The sequence below is a fragment of the Rhodococcus sp. P4_F3_2 genome (genome assembly GCF_056401335.1).
In genome coordinates this window covers 1-19,543 of the sequence record NZ_JBFUJN010000038.1, presented here as the reverse complement: position 1 = coordinate 19,543, position 19,543 = coordinate 1, and the positions used below count along the sequence as shown (strand labels likewise).

Genomic DNA, 19,543 nt, shown 5'->3' with positions numbered 1-19,543 from the left:
GCCGAAAGGGACTGCACCCACCTCAGTTGACATGTCGACGAGACCGGGTGCAGTCCCGAGCGAAATTTCTTAACAACGGTCGAATAGTATCCGACATTTCGCTTACAAACTGCCTCGCACACGAGCGCGCCCTACGTGCCCTCGCCGGTTTTCACAACCCCCAAATACCGGGCAGTCAGAAACTCGATCGCGTTGGTCGAGCGCAGCACTCGCCGCACGTCAGCGCTAATGCCAGGCAACTCGTAAATGTCCGGGCAGTGGCAAAGCGACCCCGGGAAATATTCGTAGTAGTCATCGTACGCGAGATCTAGCAACATGCAGCACGCGGAATCAATTCGGCCGGCATCGGAAAGGCCGTTCCAACCACCACCACGCCTCAGCAGCCGGGGCTAATCGTTCCGTCGGCCAATCGAGGACCATCCCCGAACTCACTGTGAACCTAGTAGCTTCGACGATCTCCGGCGGCCTCGTTTCGACGTACGCGATGGGGATCGGGTCAAGGTATTTCGCCAACCGATCTGGGGTTCCGAACGCAGTGAGATCACCACCAGTGACAGCGAGGACTTCCGCTCCGAGCACCGGACTGAAGCTGGCCATCGACTCGACCACCGCCGTATCGCCAGCGTCTGATGACCAGACAGCAAGATCAACGTCGCCTTGACATTGGTAAGGTCCAACGCCCGCTCCATCGCCGGGAAATAGGAGCAAAATCGCCAAACGGTGGATAAGCGCCGTAGAAATACTCGGTTTATTGGCCGGTCGACACCACGAACTTTGCAAGCTCTTATGCTCGTGCTGCTAACCTTCCGCCCATGCCGGTTTCTGCGGATGTTCGCGAGCGCCTTCGGTCTTACCTGGATCCAGATGACGAGATCCGGTACGTATTTCCAGCAGACGTTCTGATGAGCGCGAAACCGAGTGTGTTTGTCGTGGTGAGCCGAAAGGCGATCACCGTGTTCTCGACGAGCTTTCGGTCCAGAAAAGTGCCGAGGTCGATCCTCACCCAGTTTCCGAGAAGGACCGTTCTCGGCCCAGTCGACACCGCGTCCACGCCGCACTTCACTGCCGCGGGCATAACGTACGAGATCAACGAAGAATATGTTGCAGTCGTGAACGCTGCCGACGCGGAGATCACGTCACCGCAGGACTTCCCACGAGATCCGTTGCCGAACCTCTGAAGGCACAAATAAAAAGGCAGTTTCTCATTTCTGAGAAACTGCCTTTTTGATCTAACTTCGGTCGGGCTGACAGGATTTGAACCTGCGACCACTTGACCCCCAGTCAAGTGCGCTACCAAGCTGCGCCACAGCCCGTCCCACGCCCTTGTTTCGGGCGCTTGGAAAGATTACATCAGGGACGGGCCGAAGTACCAATCGGCTGGTCAGAGCCGTTTCAGTACCGAATTGGACGCAGAATCAGCGGCCCTTACGGTCACGCTTCTCGCGCACTCGGACGGATACGCGGATCGGGCTGCCGTCGAAGTTGAACTCTTCACGCAGACGCCGCTCGATGAAGCGGCGGTAGCCGGCCTCGAGGAAGCCCGTGGTGAAGAGAACGAATGTCGGCGGGCGTGTGCTTGCCTGAGTCGCGAACATGATGCGAGGCAGGCGACCACCACGCATTGGCGGCGGTGTTGCTGCCACAACTTCCTTGAGCCAGGTGTTCAGGCGACCCGTGGGGATTCGCTTGTCCCAGGACTCCAGAGCCGTGTCGAGCGCAGGCACGAGCTTCGCCACGGAGCGACCGGTGTGGGCGGAGATGTTGACTCGCTGAGCCCACGGAACGCGGACCAGATCGCGGTCCACTTCCTTGTCCAGCATGAGTCGACGGTCCTCGTCCACGAGGTCCCACTTGTTGAATGCGATCACCAATGCACGACCCGTGTCGGCCACCATGCTCAGAACACGGAGGTCCTGCTCGGTGATCGGCTCATGTGCGTCGATGAGCAGGATCGCGACCTCAGCGGCCTCGATCGCACTCTTCGTACGCAGCGACGCATAGAACTCCGCGCCGCTGGCATGGCTGACACGCTTGCGCAGACCAGCCGTGTCGACGAAACGCCAAGGGCGCCCGCCGAGTTCGACGATGGAGTCGACGGGGTCGACGGTGGTGCCGGCAACATTGTGCACGACGGACCGCTCGTCACCGGACAGCTTGTTGAGCAAGCTGGACTTTCCGACGTTCGGCTTTCCGACGAGAGCAACACGACGCGGGCCGCCGCCGGGGATACCTTCACGCGGGGTTTCCGGCAGCTTCTCGAGAACCTCGTCGAGCAGGTCGCCGGTACCGCGTCCGTGCGTCGCACTCACGGAGTACGGCTGACCGAGGCCCAAGGACCACAGCGCTGCAACCTCGGACTCGGTGCGTCCGTCGTCCACCTTGTTGGCAACGAGGATGACCGGAGTCTTCGAGCGGCGAAGCACTCGAGCGACAGCTTCGTCCGTCGTCGTAGCGCCGACAACGGCGTCGACGACCAGGAGAATGGCGTCAGCAGTTCCCATGGCCAATTCGGCCTGGCGGGCAACGGCCTGCTGAAGACCCTTTGCGTCGGGTTCCCATCCGCCGGTGTCCTGGACGAGGAAGCGCCGTCCGGCCCAGTTCGCCTCGTACGAGACGCGGTCACGGGTAACGCCGGGGATGTCCTCGACTACCGCTTCACGACGGCCGATGATGCGGTTGACGAGCGTCGACTTGCCGACGTTCGGTCGACCGACAACAGCCAAGGTCGGGACGGCAATGTGCGCTTCGCCTTCGCCGTCCGCTTCGAGATCGGCGTAATCCCACTCCGATTCCTCGGACCAAGTTCCGTCACCGGCATATTCGGTTACCAGATCGTCGCTCACTGCACTGCTCCAGTTCTGTCGCTGACCACCAACAGCAACTTGGCGATCACATCTTCAATTCCCAATTCGCTCGTATCCACCAGGATGGAATCCTCGGCAGGGCGCAACGGCGACACTGCCCGAGTCGAATCGAGATGGTCACGGCGCTGCACATCAGCCAGCACCGCTTCGTAATTGTCTTCACGGCCTTGGCCGACGTTCTGCGTATTGCGCCGTGCTGCACGGGTTTCCGCCGATGCGGTCAAGAAGATCTTGACGTCTGCATCGGGGAGTACGACGGTTCCGATGTCGCGACCTTCCACGACGATCCGCTCCGCTCCGGCCGCCAGCTCACGCTGAGTGGCGACCAGCAGGTCGCGAACCTCGGGTACGGCCGACACCGCGGAGACAGCTTTGGTGACCGCGTCGCCGCGGATCTCCTCGCTGACGTCCGCGCCGTCGAGGTGCACCTGCTCGCTGCTCGGATCGGTACCGATGGACCACGGCAATGCCGCAACGGCGGCGGTGATCGCGGCGGAATCCGCCAGATCAATTCCCTGACGAAGCACGTGCAGGGTCGCGATCCGGTAGATGGCTCCGGTGTCGAGGTAGCGAGCACCCAAACGCTGCGCCAACGCGCGAGAGACGCTGGACTTGCCGGTTCCGGACGGTCCGTCCATCGCGACTACCAGCGGCATGGACGAATCGGTCACAGGCCGACCGCCTCGTACAGTCCTCCGACCTCGCTACGTCCGAGGACGCGCTGCGTTCCCGGACGCTGATCGCCGAGAGCGACAACTCCGACGTTGGTGCGAACCAGACGGACAACGGGGTGACCGACGGCATCGAGGAGGCGACGCACGATGTGCTTGCGACCCTCGTGCAGAACGAGCTTGACGAGCGTCTTGCCCTCGTTGATCTCGAGCACGGTGAACGCGTCCACCTTGGCCGGACCGTCATCGAGAGTGACACCGTCACGCAGCTGCTTGCCGGTGCTGCGCTCGACAACGCCGTGAACCGTGGCGAGGTACGTCTTCGGAACCTCGAACGACGGGTGCATCAGGCGGTGAGCCAAGTCGCCGTCGTTGGTGAAGAGGAGCAAGCCTTCGGTGTCGGCGTCGAGACGGCCGACGTGGAAGAGCCGCTGACCGGACTGAACGCGCTCGGAGACGATGTCACCGACGCACGGACGACCGAGATCGTCGGACATGGTGCACTGCCAGCCACGCGGCTTGTTCATCGCGAGGTAGACGAGGTCCTTCTGCACGACGACGCGGACGCCGTCGACACGAACCACTGCGTTCTCGGGGTCGACACGCAGACCCTGTTCGACCACGATGCGGCCGTCGACCTCGACGCGCCCCTGGTCGATCAGTTCTTCAGCTGCACGGCGTGATGCGACGCCGGCCTGAGCCAGCACCTTCTGCAAGCGGACGCCGTCGCCCTTCGGCGGGCCGTCGTGCTTGGTGATCTCGGCATGCTGGTGACGCGCCGGCTTGGCGTTGGAGACCAACGGGTTCTGAGAGACGACACGCTGCGGCTTCTCGGTCTTCGGCTTGCCACGCTTGTTGGTCGCCGGCGGTGTGGGAGCTGCCGGGCGCTTGCGCGGAGGTCCGTCGAACTTGGATCCACGAGGTGCGTTCGACCATGCGCCGCCGCGAGGAGCGTCGGGGCGTGCGCCGCGCTGATCGTCACTACGACGGTCGGCGCCACCGCGCGGTGCCCGACGGGCGTCTACGTGGGGGGTACGGCGGTCATCGCTGCGGGGTCCGCGGCGGTCGTCAGTGCGCGGTCCGCGCCGATCGTCGTTGTAACCGCCGCGGCGGTCGTCCGTACGTGCGGGGCGACGGTCGTCACTGCGCGGCGGGCGACGGTCGTCGCTGCGCGGCGGGCGACGGTCATCGCTGCGCGGCGGGCGACGGTCATCATTGAATCCACCGCGACGGTCGTCCGTGCGGGGACGGTCGGATCCGGCGTTGCGGTCGTATCCGGAGGTACTGCGGGAAGTGTTGCTGCGTCCACCACGGGGCGCTTCGCTACGTGCGCCGCGGGGGGCGTCGCTGCGACCACCACGGGGGGCATCGCTGCGTGCGCCGCGGTTGTCGCGGGAGTTGTTACGGTCCGGTGTGCCATCTCGGCGAGCGGGATTGTTCACTTTTTTCCTGTCAGTTTTCTACTGTTTCCCGAGCGTGGTCGGGTCTTTCTCGGTGCTGACGACGGCCGGAATTCCGGTCAGTCGTCGACTTCGGTGTCCACTACCTCAGTGGGCACGTCTGCCTTGTTCATTCTCGCAAATCGCGGATCGGATTCCAGGCTTTCGCTGATGTCGTCGATGAGATCGACATCAGGCAAGAGCGGGGCCAACTCCGGGAGCTCGCTGAGCGAGGCCAGTCCGAGCCGTTCGAGGAACAGTTCGGTCGTGGAGTACCGTGTCGCGTTGGTGTCCGGGTCAGGCCCGGCTTCCGCGATCAGTCCGCGGGCAAGGAGGGTGCGTACCACCCCGTCCACGTTGACGCCTCGTACCGCACTGATCCGCGCACGAGTCAACGGTTGACGGTATGCGACTACGGCCAAAGTTTCCAATGCCGCCCTGGTCAATTTGGTGCGTGCGCCGTCCAATAGCAGCTTTTCCACGTACGGGGCAAACTCTTGTCGCGTGTACAGACGCCATCCGTCGCCCGCGTAGCGAAGGTCCATTCCGCTGCCGCGAGCGGTCAATGCGGCCGACATCGACGTCAGGCGTTCTTCGACGCGCTCCGGCGCGGTTCCGGTGACAGATGCGAGTTGGTTCACTTCCGCCGGCGAATCCACGACAAGCAGAAGCGACTCCAGCACTGCGTCGAGTTGATCGTCGTCGAGGTCGAAATCGGGTGCAGACTCTTCGGACTCCGAGGCGTCGTCGGTAGGCTCGATAATCTCGTCTAGCTGCGAAGACTCTGATTCCGTCGGTTCGGCATTCATCCGTAGTCCTCCTCTGTGACCGGCGCGGCCGGGTCGTCTCCGGTCCAACTCACCATCAGCGGTCCGAGGGCCTCGGGTTGCTCGAACACGATGACCTGCCGGCGATACAGCTCGAGCAATGCGAGAAACCTTGCCACTATCTCGACAGTGATTTCGCACTCGGCAACGAGGTCCCCGAATGGTGTCCACTCCCCGATGCCTCGCTCGCGCAGCAACTCGAGAATTCGCTCGGCCTGTTCGGGTATCGAGATATTGGACACATGGAGGTGATCGAGGCCCACTGTCGGCACCGGACGCGGTGTGAACACCGTCGCCGCGATCTCCGCAAAACGCTGAGGGTCGACGCCCAACAACACCTCGGGCAGGAGTTCGGTGAACTGATCCTCGACGGCGACAGAGCGCGGATAGCGCCGCAGCGCTGCTTCCTCCAACTCACCGAACAGCGCCGCAACCTGTTTGTACGCCCGGTACTGCAGCAGTCTCGCGAAGAGAAGATCACGTGCTTCGAGAAGCGCCAGATCCTCCGCGTCCTCGACCTGCCCGGCGGGCAACAACCTGGCCGCTTTCAGATCCAGAAGCGTAGCTGCGACAACCAGGAATTCCGTCGTCTGATCAAGGCCCATCGCACTGCCGAGTTCCTTGGTGTACGCGATGAAATCGTCCGTGACGGTGTGAAGGGCGACTTCGGTGACGTCGAGCTGCCGTTGATTGATCAGGTTCAACAGCAGATCGAACGGGCCTTCGAAGTTCCGGAGAGTGACTCGAAAACCGGCAGCCTTGGCTGCGGTCTGAGCGTCGGTCGGCACGTTCGGATCGATCGAATCCGGCTCGACTTCGACCGGATCTTCTTGCGATGCAATCAGTTCCACTAACGACCAGACCGGTGAATGACCTCGCGGGCCAAGGCTCGATATGCCTCGGCGCCAGCCGATTTCGGCGCCCACGTCGTGATCGGCTCACCGGCAACGCTGGTTTCGGGGAATCGAACGGTGCGGTTGATCACCGTGTCGTAGACGACGTCGCCGAACACCTCGACCACTCGCGCCATCACCTCACGAGCGTGCAGGGTCCGGGCGTCGAACATCGTGACGACGATGCCGGCCAACTCGAGCTTCGGATTGAGACGGTCGTGCACCTTTTCGACGGTGTCGTTGAGAAGCGCCAGGCCGCGCAGGCTGAAGTACTCGCATTCCATCGGAATGATGACCGAATCGGCGCACGCCAGCGCATTGACCGTGAGCAGGCCAAGCGACGGCTGGCAGTCGATGAGGACGTAGTCGTACCGATCGAGAACCGGGTGCAGCACGCGCCCCAAAGTCTGCTCACGCCCGACCTCGGTGACCAATTGAATCTCGGCGGCCGAAAGGTCGATGTTGCTGGGGAGCAGGTCCAGACCGTCCACCCGAGTGCGCATCAACACGTCGTCGATGGACACACGCGGTTCGACCAGGAGATTGTGGACGGTCAGTTCCAGGTCGTGATGCTGAACGCCCAGACCAGCAGACAACGCTCCTTGGGGATCGAGATCCACCAAGAGCACTCGGCGACCGTATTCGGCCAACGACGCGCCCAGGTTGATGGTCGACGTCGTCTTGCCGACGCCGCCCTTCTGGTTGCACATCGCGATGATCATCGCGGGTCCGTGGTGCGCCAACGGTGTCGGTTGGGGTACCTCGCGGACCGGCCGGCCCGTCGGACCGAGTTCTTCCGTGGAAACAGCAGGGGTTTCCGCAGGTGGAGAGGCTACTGGCGTCGTATCTATTTCGAACATCGCCTCTGGTTCGGAGGGTACAGCTGGTGCTGATTCGTTCACGCGCTCGAAGAGTTGGGCATTGACATGCGGCGGCGCGGACTCCGCCGCTGGTGGCTGCGATGTCGACACGGTCCGATGCTCCCCTACTCTTTCGGCGGTTGCTCTCGGCGCCGGCAAACCCCCGAAACTGCGGTGGAGGCCGCTCGCGCTCCTTGAACGCTACCGCTTACATCACCGAATGGTCTCGCAGACACGCATGAGCCAACCAACGCCTAACGGGCGCGGGGGTGTGCCTGAGCCCACACTTCGCGCAGCGCTGTGACGGTGACCAGTGTGTAGATCTGCGTCGTGGTTACCGAAGCGTGACCGAGAAGTTCCTGCACGACGCGTACGTCCGCGCCGCCGTCGAGCAGGTGTGTGGCAAACGAGTGCCTGAGCGTATGGGGTGAGACGTCCGCCTTGATCCCGGCCGACGCGGCCGCGTCCTGAAGAATCTGCCATGCACTCTGACGCGAGAGGCGTCCCCCGCGAGCGTTGAGAAAGAGGGCAGGAACACCACGCGTCGCGAGGCTGGGGCGCCCGCGGACGAGATACGCGTCGACGGCGGCGATCGCCGGCCTGCCGACGGGGACGATCCGCTGCTTGCCGCCCTTGCCCTTGAGCAGCACGGAACGGGTTTCGGTGTCGATGTCGTCGACGTCCAGATCGATCGCCTCGGTGATGCGTGCTCCGGTCGAGTACAGAAGCTCTAAGAGAGCGCGATCCCTCAGGTCGCGGGGCCCGTCACCGGCCGCACCGCCACCCGAAGCGTCGAGTAGGGCGATCACGTCGTCGAGCGGCAGAGCCTTGGGCAACTTGCGTCCGGGCGTCGGCGGCTTGACCGTTCGAGCCACATCGACACCGACCAGGCCCTCGGCGGCGGAGAACTTGTGGAATCCGCGGACCGCGATCAGGGTCCTCGCTGCCGAACTGGCGGCCAACGGTACGACGCCGGCATCTTTGTCACCCAGGCGCAGATGAGTCACGAATTCGGTGACGTCGTTTTCCGTCACGCCCGCGACGTCGTCGATGCCGCGCCCGTTCAGGTACTCCGCATACCGATTCAGGTCGCGGCGATACGAAAGCAGAGTGTTGCGCGCAGATCCTCGCTCGACCGCTAGATGGTCGAGATACGAATCCACCTGTCGGGCAAGCACTTCAGGCTCGCGACTTGCGTTCTCCGAATGCGCGAGGACGATCGGGCCACGGTGCGTCAGCCGGGCGCAGCGGCTTTCCCGTCGCGCGTGCGGTAGCGATCGCGAGAATGCCCGATACCGCGGTGGCATTGACGATGTCGCCGCGCAGAGCCATGTCGACGGCGTCGGCGAGCGGAACTCGCGAAATCTCGAGATCGGCTTCTTCGTGTTCGGGATCGTCGCGCTCCACCTCGTGCAGCCCCTCGGCGAGGAAGACGCGAACCGCCTCGTCCGTGAACCCGGGTGAGAGAGCTACATCGACCAGCACCGACCATCGATCGGCGCCGAGTCCGGTTTCTTCGCCCAGCTCGCGCGCTGCCGCCTCGACCGGGCTCTCCCCCGCAGCGTCGAGCAGACCAGCGGGGATTTCCCACAACCGGTGCCCGAGCGGGTGACGGTACTGGTGAATCAGCACCAGGTTGTCGTGCTCGTCCAGTGCCACGACAGCAACGGCGCCGTGGTGTTCGACGACTTCCCGATCGGCACGCTGACCACCAGGCATCGCAACGGTGTCGACGCGCAACGCGATGATCGCGCCGGTGTAGACCGTCTTGGAGCCGAGGGTGTCGAATTCGTGCCGACCGGGATCGCTCATCTGTGGCTAGACCTTTTCCACGTTCTCGACTGCAGCGTCGAGCGCCGTCTCGGTGGCAGCGGTGTCGATCTTCTCGTCACCGTGGACGTCGACGGGCAGGCGCTCTTCGAGCTTGTACGTCAACGCTGCTTCGACGAAGGCGGCGAACAGCGGGTGCGGGCGCGTCGGGCGGCTCTTGAGCTCCGGGTGTGCCTGGGTGGCAACGAAGAACGGATGCTGCTCGCGCGGGTACTCGACGAACTCGACCAGGTGACCGTCCGGCGAGGTTCCGCTGAACTGCAAGCCGGACTTGGCAATCCGGTCGCGGTAGGTGTTGTTGACCTCGTAGCGGTGACGGTGACGCTCGGAGACGTCCTCGGTTCCGTAGGCCTGAGCGACGACGGAACCCTTGGTCAGCACGGCCGGGTAAGCACCCAGACGCATGGTGCCACCGAGGTCGGCGTCACCGGCGACGACGTCTTCCTGATCAGCCATCGTCGAGATGACCGGGTGCTTGGTGTCCGGCTCGAACTCGGCTGAGTTGGCATCGTCGAGGCCGACGCTGCGAGCAGCCTCGATGACGACGCACTGCAGACCCAGGCACAGACCCAGCAGCGGCAGCTTGCGTGAACGTGCGAAACGGATCGCGCCGAGCTTGCCCTCGATGCCGCGGATGCCGAAGCCGCCCGGGATCAGAACACCGTCGACGTCACCGAGAGCGGCCTGCGCTCCGGCTTCCGTCTCACAGGCGTCCGACGGGACCCAGGAGATCTCGACCTTCGACCGGTTGGCAAATCCACCGGCGCGCAGTGCCTCGGTGACGGAGAGGTATGCGTCGGGCAGGTCGACGTACTTGCCGACCAACGCGACGCGCACGGTCTCACGCGGCTGGTGAACACGATCGAGGAGGTTGCCCCACACGGTCCAGTCGACGTCGCGGAACGGGAGACCGAGCTGGCGAACGACGTAGGCGTCGAGGCCCTCACGGTGCAGAACCTTCGGGATGTCGTAGATCGAGGGAGCGTCGGGCGTCGAGATGCAGGCGTCGACGTCCACGTCGCACATCAGCGCGATCTTGTTCTTGAGGCCCTGCGGAACGTCACGATCGCAACGAAGGATCAGCGCGTCGGGCTGAATGCCGATGCTGCGCAACGACGCAACCGAGTGCTGCGTGGGCTTGGTCTTGAGTTCTCCGGAGGGGCCGAGGTACGGCACGAGGGAGACGTGCAGGAAGAAGACGTTGTCGCGGCCGACGTCGTGGCGGACCTGGCGAGCGGCTTCGAGGAAGGGCTGCGATTCGATGTCGCCGACGGTTCCACCGATTTCGGTGATCACGACATCCGGGCGGTGTCCCTGCAGATCCGGGCCGCTCATCTCGAGGATGCGACGCTTGATCTCGTCGGTGATGTGCGGGATGACCTGAACGGTGTCACCGAGGTACTCGCCACGACGTTCCTTGGCGATGACCGTCGAGTACACCTGGCCGGTGGTGACGTTCGCCTGACCGGATAGGTCACGGTCGAGGAACCGCTCGTAGTGCCCGACGTCGAGGTCGGTCTCGGCACCGTCTTCGGTGACGAAGACCTCGCCGTGCTGGAAGGGGTTCATGGTGCCCGGATCCACATTGAGATAGGGATCGAGCTTCTGCATGGTCACGCGCATTCCCCGCGCGGTCAACAACTGTCCCAGGCTCGAGGCGGTCAAACCTTTGCCGAGCGAGGAAGCTACACCTCCGCTGACGAAGATGTGCTTGGTGGCGGTACGCGTGTTAGTGCGTGACTGTGGCAAAGGGGCTCCCGTGACGACTGTGCAGGGCTTGGTCTGATGAAGCATGCTGGGGCCTGCCGACCCACGGGATTTCACGGTAACACCTATCGGGGGTCGGTGCCTACAACGCGCCGACTTTCCGCCCCCGATGTGACCGGCGTATCAATACCGGGGTGTTCAGTTGGTGGGTGCGCCGACGGTAACCGCCGCCGCTCCCGGTCCCGTGCCGTAGCGGCCGGCGCCTCCGTTCAACTGTTCCTGAAGTGCCAACGGCGTCGTGATCTTGCCCGATTCCCGGTCGATGTTGTCGATGGTCGTCAAGCCCGCTGAGAGCGCCGCGTCCGCACGCGCGACGGCAACCGGACCACTGCCCTCGGCCGAGCCAGGCCGGCCCGCGAGAATCGTTCCTGCGCCGCGTCCGTCGAGAGCACCGGCAAACCGGGCGATGACGGCGCCGCGGTTACCCGTGGCTGCGTCGGATTCACTCTTGTTGTCGCCGGTGAGAACCACGGCGAGCTGAGCCGGCTTGACCGCTCCGTCGTCGTAGCTGATGAAACCGGCGCTACGCAGCGAGTCGAGCGCGAGATTCATCTCGTCCGGAGTGCTCTGCGGTTCGCTGTTCTGCCCGTTGAGAAGCAGGACCGACCCGAGTAGATCACCTGCGAGACTGCCCTGATCGACCGCACCGGTCTTGAGGGTGGTCCCCGCAGGGATGACATTGGTGACGACGGTCCGCAAACGGTCACCGCCGGTGGCGTCGACAAACGAATCGGTGAGCGAGACGCGTCCGGTCACGGCGCCGCCGGCGGCAGTGACGAGTCGGTTGACACCGTCGAGATCACTGGGATCCGCGTCCGGTGCCGTGATGACGACGACGGTGCGACCAGCGAGACTGTCACGCACGACGCGACCGCCGACAGCGGCATCGAAGCCGTCCGCGGAATTGAGTTGCTGCTGAAGCTGATTGGACTGTTGATTGAGGTCTTCGATCTCGTTCTGCAGGTCCGCCTTGTCGTCACGCAGACCGGACAGCAATCCACTCGACAGCATTCCGGAACCGAGCACCACGCCGATCGCGAGTGCCAGAAAGATTGCCGCTATGGAAATTGCATGTTGACGCATCGAAATCACTTGAAGAGCCCCTGAACCCACAGCGCGAAGCTGTTCCACGTTGCGATTGCCCAGTCGAGAACTTCACTACCGGCATTGGACACGACCAGGGCGACGATCACTGCCACCAGGGCGGCGAGCACCAGGAGCGCGATCGCGCCGCCGGACACTCGACTTCGATACAGCGTTGCTACAGCCTTGGCGTCGACCAGTTTCGGTCCAACCTTGAGCCGTGTCATGAACGCCGACGGATTGCTTTCACGACGCCCACGGTCGAAGAACTCGTCCAAGGACACCACGTTGCCGACCGTCACGATCAGTGAAGCTCCGTGGTGATCGGCAAGCAGCAGGGCAAGGTCGGTCGGTGAGCAGGTCGCCGGGAACGTCATCGCCCCGATACCGAGATCCTGGATTCGGGAAAGCCCCGCCGCATGACCGTCCTGGTCTGCAGGCAGAACAACTTCCGCGCCGGACTTGAGCGTGGAACTGGTGATTTCCTCCGGGTCGCCCACGATCAGATCGGGGCGGTATCCGGCCTTGCTCAACACGTCCGCACCTGCGCCGACACCGATCAAGATCGGCGAATACTCCTTGATGAAGGGCTTGAGGTTCTTCAGATCGGTCTCGCGTTCGGGGCCGTCGGAGACGACCACGACATGGCGGTCCTTCAAGTCGATATCGATGTCCGGAACACCGATTCCGTCGATGAGCAACGGGCTTTCGGTGCGGATGAACTCGATGGTGTTACCCGAGAACGCTTCCAAGTGATCGACCAGGCCGGTCTTGGCCTCGATCATCCGGTCGGATATTTCGGTCTCGGTCTGCTCTTCACCCTTGACGAGGCTCTTCTCGCCGTTGAAGATCTCGCCCTCGTGCAGGCGGATCTTGCTTCCGTCCTTGATGTTCTTGAAGACATCACCGTCGACAGCATCGACGAGAACGATGTCGTTGGCGACGATCACTTCCGGTCCGAGGTTGGGGTACCGCCCCGAAATCGACGGCGACGCGTTGACCACGGCCATGACTCCGGCTTTCACCAGAGCATCGGCGGTCCGGCGATCGATGTCGACTTCGTCGAGGATCACGATGTCTCCAGGACCGACACGGCGTAGAAGCTTCGCCGTGTTCCGATCGGCCCTGGCGATGCCACTGATCCCAGGCAAGGATTCGGTGTTACGTGAGAGCAATCCGGGCATCTTCATGGCTTCGATGATGAACCTGAAACCGCGTTGACCGGTGGAGGCGCGCCGACAACTACCACATCAGTCACACCAACACCACAGAACCTTCAATCTGTGACGCGGGCCGCATTCGCGATCTCGAGCAGTTCTTCGGCGTGCGCACGACCGGTTTCGGTGTCGTCCAGCCCTGCCAACATACGGGCCAATTCGACCACCCGATCCGAATCCGACAAGGTCCGCACGCCACTGCTCACCACTCCGCCTTTGTCGTCGACCTTGTCCACCACGAGGTGGGTGTCGGCAAACGCAGCAACCTGCGGAAGGTGGGTGACAACGATAACCTGATGCGTACGAGCAAGTTTCGCCAATCGGCGGCCGATCTCGACAGCAGCGCGGCCACCAACCCCCGCGTCCACCTCGTCGAAAACCATCGTCGCACCGGTGTCGCTACCAGCGAGAACAACCTCGAGCGCCAGCATGACGCGTGACAGCTCGCCACCCGAAGCGCTCTTGCTGATCGGAAGTGACGGTGCCCCACTGTGCGCTGACAGGCGAAATTCCACCTCGTCGACGCCGGCAGACCCGGCATGCAGGTCTACTCCCCCGACACTGAGCGGCGCCGAGTCCTGCGGGCCGGCAGGCTGCGAACGCACAGTCACTTCGAGGCCCGCACGTCCCATCGCCAGACCGGCGAGTTCCGCGCTGACGGCTTTGGCGAGCTTTGCCGCCGCCTTGACTCGCGCGGCGCTCAGCTTGGTAGCGGCTTCCGCGGTCAGGCCAGCCGTCTCCTCGACCTGCTTGGCCAACAGTGACAACGCATCCGAGGACACGTCGAGTTTGGATAGACGAGCGCGAGCAGTATCTGCCCATTCGAGAACACCGKCGACATCGGCGGCGTACTTGCGAGTCAGAGTCTTCAGTTCCGATTGCCGCGACAACAAAGAGTCCAGAGCACCCGGGTCTGCGGGCAGCCCCGACAGGTAGGTGTTCAGGTCACCGGCAACGTCGGTGACGACGGCAATAGCGTCGGCCAACCGGGAACCGAGGCCATCCAGATCGGCGTCGGTGACCGACTCGATGCGCGCCCTCGCTTCGGACATCAGGTCTAGCGCCGGCATGACACCGACGTCGCCGCTTGCCATGTCGTCACTACCGGCGAGCGCAGCGTGCGCCTCTTCCGCAGCCGAGCGGAGCGAATCGAGTTCACTGAGTCGACGAACTTCGGCAACGATCGCCGTGTCCTCGCCGGGCTCGGGTGCCACGCCGTCGATTTCGTTGAGCGCGAAGGTCAACTGATCTGCTTCTTGTGCCAGTTCACGAGCCTTCGACGTGCGCTCGATCAACTCCGAACGAGCATCGAGCCATTCACGACGGTGTTTGCGGTACCTCGTCAGCAGCGTTCCGATTGCCTTGTCCCCGAAGCGGTCCAGCGCGTTGCGTTGCTGGTCGGGACGAAGCAATCGCAGCTGATCGTTCTGTCCGTGGACAGTCAGAAGTGGGTCCGTGAATTCGGAGAGAACTCCCGCCGGCACGCTTCGTCCGCCGAGATGAGCCCGAGACCGCCCATCGCTGCCGACTGTCCGCACGGCGATGATGGTCCCGTCCTCGTCGCGCTCGGCGCCGGACGATTCCAGGATTCGGACGATCTCACGCTCGGTGGCCGGTGAGACGTCGTCGGCGATGAATCGTCCTTCGACAACGGCTCGCGACGCGCCCAACCGCACTCGACCGGCATCCGCTCGCGCTCCGCTGAGGAGGTGCAAGCTGGTGACGACCATCGTTTTACCTGCGCCGGTTTCACCGGTCAGGACGGTCAGGCCCTCGTGAAACTGGGCGCTGGCCTCGGAGATCACACCAAGACTGTCGATACGGATCTCTGCGAGCACGATTAAGGCTTCCTTCCTCGCCATCCGGTAACCGGAAGCTCGAACTTGCGAACCATCCGATCAGCGAAAGGCGCAGAGTCCAACCGGACCCACTTGACGGGAGTGGCGCCGCGAACGATCTCGACGCGAGCGCCGGCAGGCAGTTCCAAGGTACGACGGCCGTCGCAGAAGACCAGGCCGTCGTGGCTGCCTGCGACGGTCTCCACCGCGATGATCGAATTCGGGCTGGTGACCAACGGCCGCGCGAACAGCGCATGCGCGTTGCTGGGTACGACGAGCAATGCTTCGAGTTCGGGCCACACGACGGGGCCGCCTGCGGAAAATGCATAAGCGGTCGAGCCTGTGGGAGTGGACACGAGAACACCGTCGCAACCGAACGCGGACACCGGTCTGCCATCGACTTCGAGGACAACTTCGAGAACTCCCAGACGCGAACGGTTCTCGATACTGGCCTCGTTGAGCGCCCACCCGCGGTCGATGATCTCGTCGTCCACCCGAATCACGACGTCGAGTGTCATACGGGACTCGACGCGATATTCCTTGCGAACTACCTGTGCGAGAGCCTCGTCGAGATGCTCGGCCTCGGTCTCTGCCAGAAATCCGATCCGTCCGAGGTTGATGCCCAGTACAGGAATGGACGCTTCTTGAGCGAGTTCGGCGGCGCGCAGAAACGTGCCGTCGCCACCGAGAACAAGTACCAACTCGCATCCAACGGCAGCATCAGGGCCGGGATGAACAACCGTGACGTCGAGACCCGGCGCAGAGAAACCCTCTGGTTCCGTCATTGCTTCGATGCGCGAGCTGTCTGCTTCGTCGACGAGGACTCGCAGTCCAATTCCCGCGCGCTCGAAGATCTTCCCGACCCGCTTGGCAGTTTCCGTGATGTCACGTCGACCAGGGTGTGCGACAAGAAGGATCTCGCGCGACTCGCCGTTCGTGACCGCGTTCACTGGGGCCCTTCCTCTACAGCCTTGCGAATCATGTCCTCCACCGTAGGAATTCCCTCGGTGTTCGTCTCGGCGTCGGTATCCGTCTCTTCGTCGCCGGATGTACCCGACTTTCGAAGCCACAGGAAATACTCGACATTTCCCGACGGACCGGGCAATGGGCTGGCCACGACACCTAACGTCCGCAGACCTACCTTTGCAGCAGCCTCCGACACGTCGAGCACAGCGGAGATTCGCAGTTCCGGATCTCGTACGACGCCACCGGCACCGACGCGGTCCTTGCCCACCTCGAACTGAGGCTTGACCATCGGAACCAGGTCCGCGCCGTCAGCGGTACAGGCGACAAACGCCCCGAGTACCAGTTTGAGAGAGATGAACGACAGGTCCGCGACAACGAGATCGACAGTTCCGCCGATCGTCTCGGCATCGATAGCGCGAACATTGGTTCGGTCGATGACATGCACTCGGTCGTCGGACTGTAGGCGCCACACCAATTGGCCGTAACCGACGTCGACGGCGACAACTTCCTTCGCACCGCGTGTCAGCAGAACGTCCGTGAACCCGCCGGTGGAAGCGCCGGCGTCGAGGCACCGGCGACCTTCGACCGTCAATCCTTCGGTACCGAAGGCGTCAAGGGCACCGATCAGTTTGTGAGCACCGCGCGACGCCCACGAAACTTCCTGCTCCACCTCGACGACCCGAAGTGGCGTTCCGGCTTCGATCGCCGTCGCGGGCTTGGTCGCAACTGCTCCGGAAATGAGAACTCGGCCCGCGGAGATCAGTTCTTGCGCATGATCTCTCGATCGTGCCAGACCGCGACGGACCAATTCGGCGTCCACCCGTGCTCTACGTGCCACGTCAAGCCCTGTCCACAGAGGCGAGTGCCTGGACGAGCACCTCGTGTGCCTGTTCCAAAATATGTGCCTTCTGCGGAATCACACCTGCTCCGTGATGATCGTTCGGATCGTGTTCGATGCCGCCGAGGCGTGCCAGCAAACCGTCGACGTCAGAACGTATTCGTTCCGGATCGACGGTAGGGCGTGACCCGGGYAGCGGTGATCCGTTGCTCGAGTTTCCGGGGTGCGGTGTCGGCGTGCTCATCGGGCACAACGTTAGTGCATGACTCTCCGTTGCGCATACACCCGCACCCCCGCGAGTCGAACACATATGCGAGAAATCAGGCCAGCCAGGAAGCAAACAGATCCGCCACGCCGGCATCCGACGCTTCCAGCGTCTGGAACGACGGATTAGCCCATGCGACAGGCGCAACCGCACGTAGAAGTGACATTTCGTCCCCGACAACCGGGCCGTCGACAACCAGCGCCGACCCGTTCACGGAGACAGACCACTTGGAGTCCGCACCGACCAGCGATTCGACAGCCGGCTGATTGAGCGAATCCAGAGTTGCTGCAATGTAGGTGGGGCGCTGCTCAATCGGAGCCCGCAGTACGTCGCCCGGCGTGCTCACACCGGTCAGTACCAACAGTGAGTCGATCGAAACAGCATGTGCGCCTTCGATATCAGTGTCCAAGCGATCGCCGACGACCAGTGGACGCGAGCACCCACTGCGTGCAAGCGCATCCTCCATCAGCGGAGCAGCAGGCTTGCCTGCCACCAAGGGTTCCTGCCTCGTGGCGGCGCGCAGAGCCGCCACCATCGAGCCGTTGCCGAGCACCAAACCTCGTTCCGACGGCAGTGTGGTGTCCAGGTTTGCAGCCACCCACAGCGCCCCGGCCCTGATCGCCAAGCATGCCTCGGCGAGGATCGACCAGTTGGTCTCCGTCGAATGTCCTTGGACGACTGCAACCGGGGAATCCGCGAATTCGCGCACCGGAAGCAACCCGACGCGCGTCACCTCGTCGGCCAATGCATCGGTACCGACGACGAGTACAGCGGCACCGGGTTCGAGACGCTCAGCCAACAGACGCACCGCCGTCTGAGAACTGGTGACCACGCGATCGTCTTCGGAATCGAAACCGAGTTCGGTCAGATGCGCGGACACTGCCGAAGGCGAGCGACTCGCATTGTTGGTCACGTAGTACAAAGCCTGCGTACCCTGACCCAACGCAGCCTGGGTGCCGGGAATCGCATGAGCTCCGGCGTACAGCGTGCCGTCGAGATCGAGCAAAAGTACGTCGTACTGAGTACGAAGCACGGTCACTGATCTTCTCCGGTCAACTCGGCCACCCGTTCTTCAGCATCCGTGTCACCCTCGAGGTCTGCAGCTGCAGCATTGAGGAACCACTTCAATCCGTCTTCGACACGACCTGCTGCAACGAGGGCATCAGCGTACGCATAGAAAAGCCGAGCTGCCGCTTCACCGGTACGCGCTGCGTCCAGATCCTTGGTCTGCAGTGTGACAACTGCCTGATCGAACTGACCGAGATCCATGCGGGCGCCGGCGACCACGATCCTCAACTCCGAAGCCTCGTCGCCGGAAAGCAGGGCAGCCTCGTCGCTACGGCCGAGCTCGATGGCGCGTTCGGGTCGACCCAAACCGCGTTCGCAGTCGGCCATGACAGCGATCAGACCCGGTCCACCAGCCATTCGACGGGCAGCACGAAGCTCGGAGAGAGCTTCAGCCCATTCACCGGCGTGGTACGCGGTGATTCCAGCAGCTTCACGAACGACCGCAATTCGGCCGGCGCGCTGACGAGCAGCACGAGCGTGGAGCAGTGCAAGTTCCGGGTCTTCGTCGACAAGCTTGCCTGCCATGACCAGGTGACGCGCAACTGTGTTGGCGTTGTCCTTGTCGAGGCTGAGCAGATCCCGACGAACGGCCGGATCCAACTCGGTGGGCTCTACGTTGTCGGGCAAATCCGGTTCGTCAGGTCGTGCTTGCTGACGGTTGCGGTCGCCGTCGCGTCCACGAGGGGTGAACCCACCCTCGCCGCCGCGACGCTGTCCGCCGTTGAATCCGCCGCCACGGTTACTGTTTCCAGCACCGCCACGGTTGTTGTCTCCGGCACCACCGCGGCGGTCTCCGCCTGCAGCGCCGCGTGATCCACGCCCGTCGTTGTCACGACGGGGGCCACCTGATCGAGGCGCTCCTCCCCCACGGAAGGACCGACGCTCGTCGCCATTCTCCGACACAGTCATTCCTCTCATACAACGCACGAAAGGGGACCCAATATGTTGGGTCCCCTTTCGGTTAACGGGTGTTCGGCGGTGTCCTACTCTCCCACACCCTGTCGAGTGCAGTACCATCGGCGCTGAAGGGCTTAGCTTCCGGGTTCGGAATGGGACCGGGCGTTTCCCCTTCGCTATGACCGCCGTAACTCTATGAAACTGTCACAGTAACCAACCT

The 19,543-nt window shown here is 63.2% G+C and carries 18 protein-coding genes, 1 tRNA gene and 1 rRNA gene; 1 reads left to right on the top strand and 19 read right to left on the bottom strand.

The window, feature by feature from the left end:
* Positions 1 to 812 precede the first annotated feature (812 nt).
* Positions 813 to 1,178 carry a hypothetical protein gene (locus tag AC1DWA_RS28240; RefSeq protein WP_477847874.1) on the top strand — a complete coding sequence of 122 codons (366 nt, stop codon included), beginning with the start codon at positions 813 to 815 and terminating at the stop codon, positions 1,176 to 1,178.
* Positions 1,179 to 1,239: 61 nt separating this feature from the next.
* On the opposite strand, the gene AC1DWA_RS28235 is transcribed toward AC1DWA_RS28240, so the two are convergent.
* From AC1DWA_RS28235 to rrf, 19 genes are all read right to left on the bottom strand, one after another.
* Positions 1,240 to 1,313, bottom strand: a tRNA-Pro gene (locus tag AC1DWA_RS28235).
* Positions 1,314 to 1,415: 102 nt separating this feature from the next.
* On the bottom strand, positions 1,416 to 2,843 hold the full coding sequence (gene der / locus AC1DWA_RS28230; RefSeq protein ID WP_477847872.1) for a ribosome biogenesis GTPase Der: 1,428 nt from the start codon (positions 2,841 to 2,843) through the stop codon (positions 1,416 to 1,418).
* Positions 2,840 to 3,520, bottom strand: coding sequence for a (d)CMP kinase (cmk, locus tag AC1DWA_RS28225; protein ID WP_029255443.1), 681 nt, complete (start codon positions 3,518 to 3,520; stop codon positions 2,840 to 2,842). Before cmk ends, der begins: the two co-directional genes overlap by 4 nt.
* 11 nt (positions 3,521 to 3,531) lie before the next feature.
* Positions 3,532 to 4,977, bottom strand: a complete 1,446-nt coding sequence (locus tag AC1DWA_RS28220; RefSeq protein ID WP_080910933.1) for a pseudouridine synthase — start codon at positions 4,975 to 4,977, stop codon at positions 3,532 to 3,534.
* A 77-nt stretch (positions 4,978 to 5,054) separates the two neighbouring features.
* Positions 5,055 to 5,783 (bottom strand): SMC-Scp complex subunit ScpB, encoded by a 729-nt coding sequence (gene scpB, locus AC1DWA_RS28215; RefSeq protein ID WP_269577159.1) that lies wholly within the window; start codon positions 5,781 to 5,783, stop codon positions 5,055 to 5,057.
* Complete coding sequence (locus tag AC1DWA_RS28210; protein ID WP_019748586.1) at positions 5,780 to 6,652, bottom strand: segregation and condensation protein A; 873 nt, start codon at positions 6,650 to 6,652, stop codon at positions 5,780 to 5,782. The genes scpB and AC1DWA_RS28210 overlap by 4 nt, the downstream gene beginning before the upstream one ends.
* Positions 6,652 to 7,665 carry a ParA family protein gene (locus tag AC1DWA_RS28205; RefSeq protein ID WP_020969711.1) on the bottom strand — a complete coding sequence of 338 codons (1,014 nt, stop codon included), beginning with the start codon at positions 7,663 to 7,665 and terminating at the stop codon, positions 6,652 to 6,654. The genes AC1DWA_RS28210 and AC1DWA_RS28205 overlap by 1 nt, the downstream gene beginning before the upstream one ends.
* Before the next feature lie 143 nt (positions 7,666 to 7,808).
* Positions 7,809 to 8,732 (bottom strand): site-specific tyrosine recombinase XerD, encoded by a 924-nt coding sequence (xerD, locus tag AC1DWA_RS28200; RefSeq protein WP_019748588.1) that lies wholly within the window; start codon positions 8,730 to 8,732, stop codon positions 7,809 to 7,811.
* Between the two features lies 1 nt (position 8,733).
* The gene (locus tag AC1DWA_RS28195; protein WP_019748589.1) at positions 8,734 to 9,366 is read right to left on the bottom strand and encodes an NUDIX domain-containing protein; all 633 of its coding nucleotides are present in this window, start codon (positions 9,364 to 9,366) and stop codon (positions 8,734 to 8,736) included.
* 6 nt (positions 9,367 to 9,372) lie between these two features.
* Positions 9,373 to 11,133 carry a CTP synthase gene (locus tag AC1DWA_RS28190; protein WP_167343344.1) on the bottom strand — a complete coding sequence of 587 codons (1,761 nt, stop codon included), beginning with the start codon at positions 11,131 to 11,133 and terminating at the stop codon, positions 9,373 to 9,375.
* Between the two features lie 156 nt (positions 11,134 to 11,289).
* A complete protein-coding gene (locus tag AC1DWA_RS28185; RefSeq protein WP_477847867.1) occupies positions 11,290 to 12,243 on the bottom strand; it encodes a copper transporter in 954 nt (317 codons plus the stop codon).
* Entirely contained in the window at positions 12,240 to 13,424 is a 1,185-nt protein-coding gene (steA, locus tag AC1DWA_RS28180; RefSeq protein ID WP_477847865.1) for a putative cytokinetic ring protein SteA, read from the bottom strand. The genes AC1DWA_RS28185 and steA overlap by 4 nt, the downstream gene beginning before the upstream one ends.
* Before the next feature lie 86 nt (positions 13,425 to 13,510).
* Positions 13,511 to 15,289, bottom strand: a complete 1,779-nt coding sequence (recN, locus tag AC1DWA_RS28175) for a DNA repair protein RecN (RefSeq protein ID WP_477917354.1) — start codon at positions 15,287 to 15,289, stop codon at positions 13,511 to 13,513.
* Between the two features lie 2 nt (positions 15,290 to 15,291).
* Complete coding sequence (locus AC1DWA_RS28170) at positions 15,292 to 16,239, bottom strand: NAD kinase (protein WP_019748593.1); 948 nt, start codon at positions 16,237 to 16,239, stop codon at positions 15,292 to 15,294.
* On the bottom strand, positions 16,236 to 17,093 hold the full coding sequence (locus AC1DWA_RS28165) for a TlyA family RNA methyltransferase (RefSeq protein ID WP_029255446.1): 858 nt from the start codon (positions 17,091 to 17,093) through the stop codon (positions 16,236 to 16,238). The genes AC1DWA_RS28170 and AC1DWA_RS28165 overlap by 4 nt, the downstream gene beginning before the upstream one ends.
* Position 17,094: 1 nt before the next feature.
* Positions 17,095 to 17,337, bottom strand: a complete 243-nt coding sequence (locus tag AC1DWA_RS28160; RefSeq protein WP_019748595.1) for a hypothetical protein — start codon at positions 17,335 to 17,337, stop codon at positions 17,095 to 17,097.
* Between the two features lie 76 nt (positions 17,338 to 17,413).
* Complete coding sequence (locus tag AC1DWA_RS28155; RefSeq protein ID WP_084324783.1) at positions 17,414 to 18,397, bottom strand: HAD-IIA family hydrolase; 984 nt, start codon at positions 18,395 to 18,397, stop codon at positions 17,414 to 17,416.
* Complete coding sequence (locus AC1DWA_RS28150; protein ID WP_073513327.1) at positions 18,394 to 19,335, bottom strand: tetratricopeptide repeat protein; 942 nt, start codon at positions 19,333 to 19,335, stop codon at positions 18,394 to 18,396. The genes AC1DWA_RS28155 and AC1DWA_RS28150 overlap by 4 nt, the downstream gene beginning before the upstream one ends.
* Positions 19,336 to 19,396: 61 nt before the next feature.
* Positions 19,397 to 19,513: ribosomal RNA gene (gene rrf / locus AC1DWA_RS28145) — 5S ribosomal RNA — on the bottom strand.
* Positions 19,514 to 19,543: the final 30 nt, after the last annotated feature.

What these genes read in the sequence shown, in the direction of transcription:
- AC1DWA_RS28240 (WP_477847874.1), top strand. Translation starts at nt 813, where the DNA reads ATGCCGGTTTCTGCGGATGTTCGCGAGCGCCTTCGGTCTTACCTGGAT.
- cmk (WP_029255443.1), bottom strand. Translation starts at nt 3,520, where the DNA reads ATGCCGCTGGTAGTCGCGATGGACGGACCGTCCGGAACCGGCAAGTCC.
- scpB (WP_269577159.1), bottom strand. Translation starts at nt 5,783, where the DNA reads ATGAATGCCGAACCGACGGAATCAGAGTCTTCGCAGCTAGACGAGATT.
- AC1DWA_RS28195 (WP_019748589.1), bottom strand. Translation starts at nt 9,366, where the DNA reads ATGAGCGATCCCGGTCGGCACGAATTCGACACCCTCGGCTCCAAGACG.
- steA (WP_477847865.1), bottom strand. Translation starts at nt 13,424, where the DNA reads ATGAAGATGCCCGGATTGCTCTCACGTAACACCGAATCCTTGCCTGGG.
- AC1DWA_RS28150 (WP_073513327.1), bottom strand. Translation starts at nt 19,335, where the DNA reads ATGACTGTGTCGGAGAATGGCGACGAGCGTCGGTCCTTCCGTGGGGGA.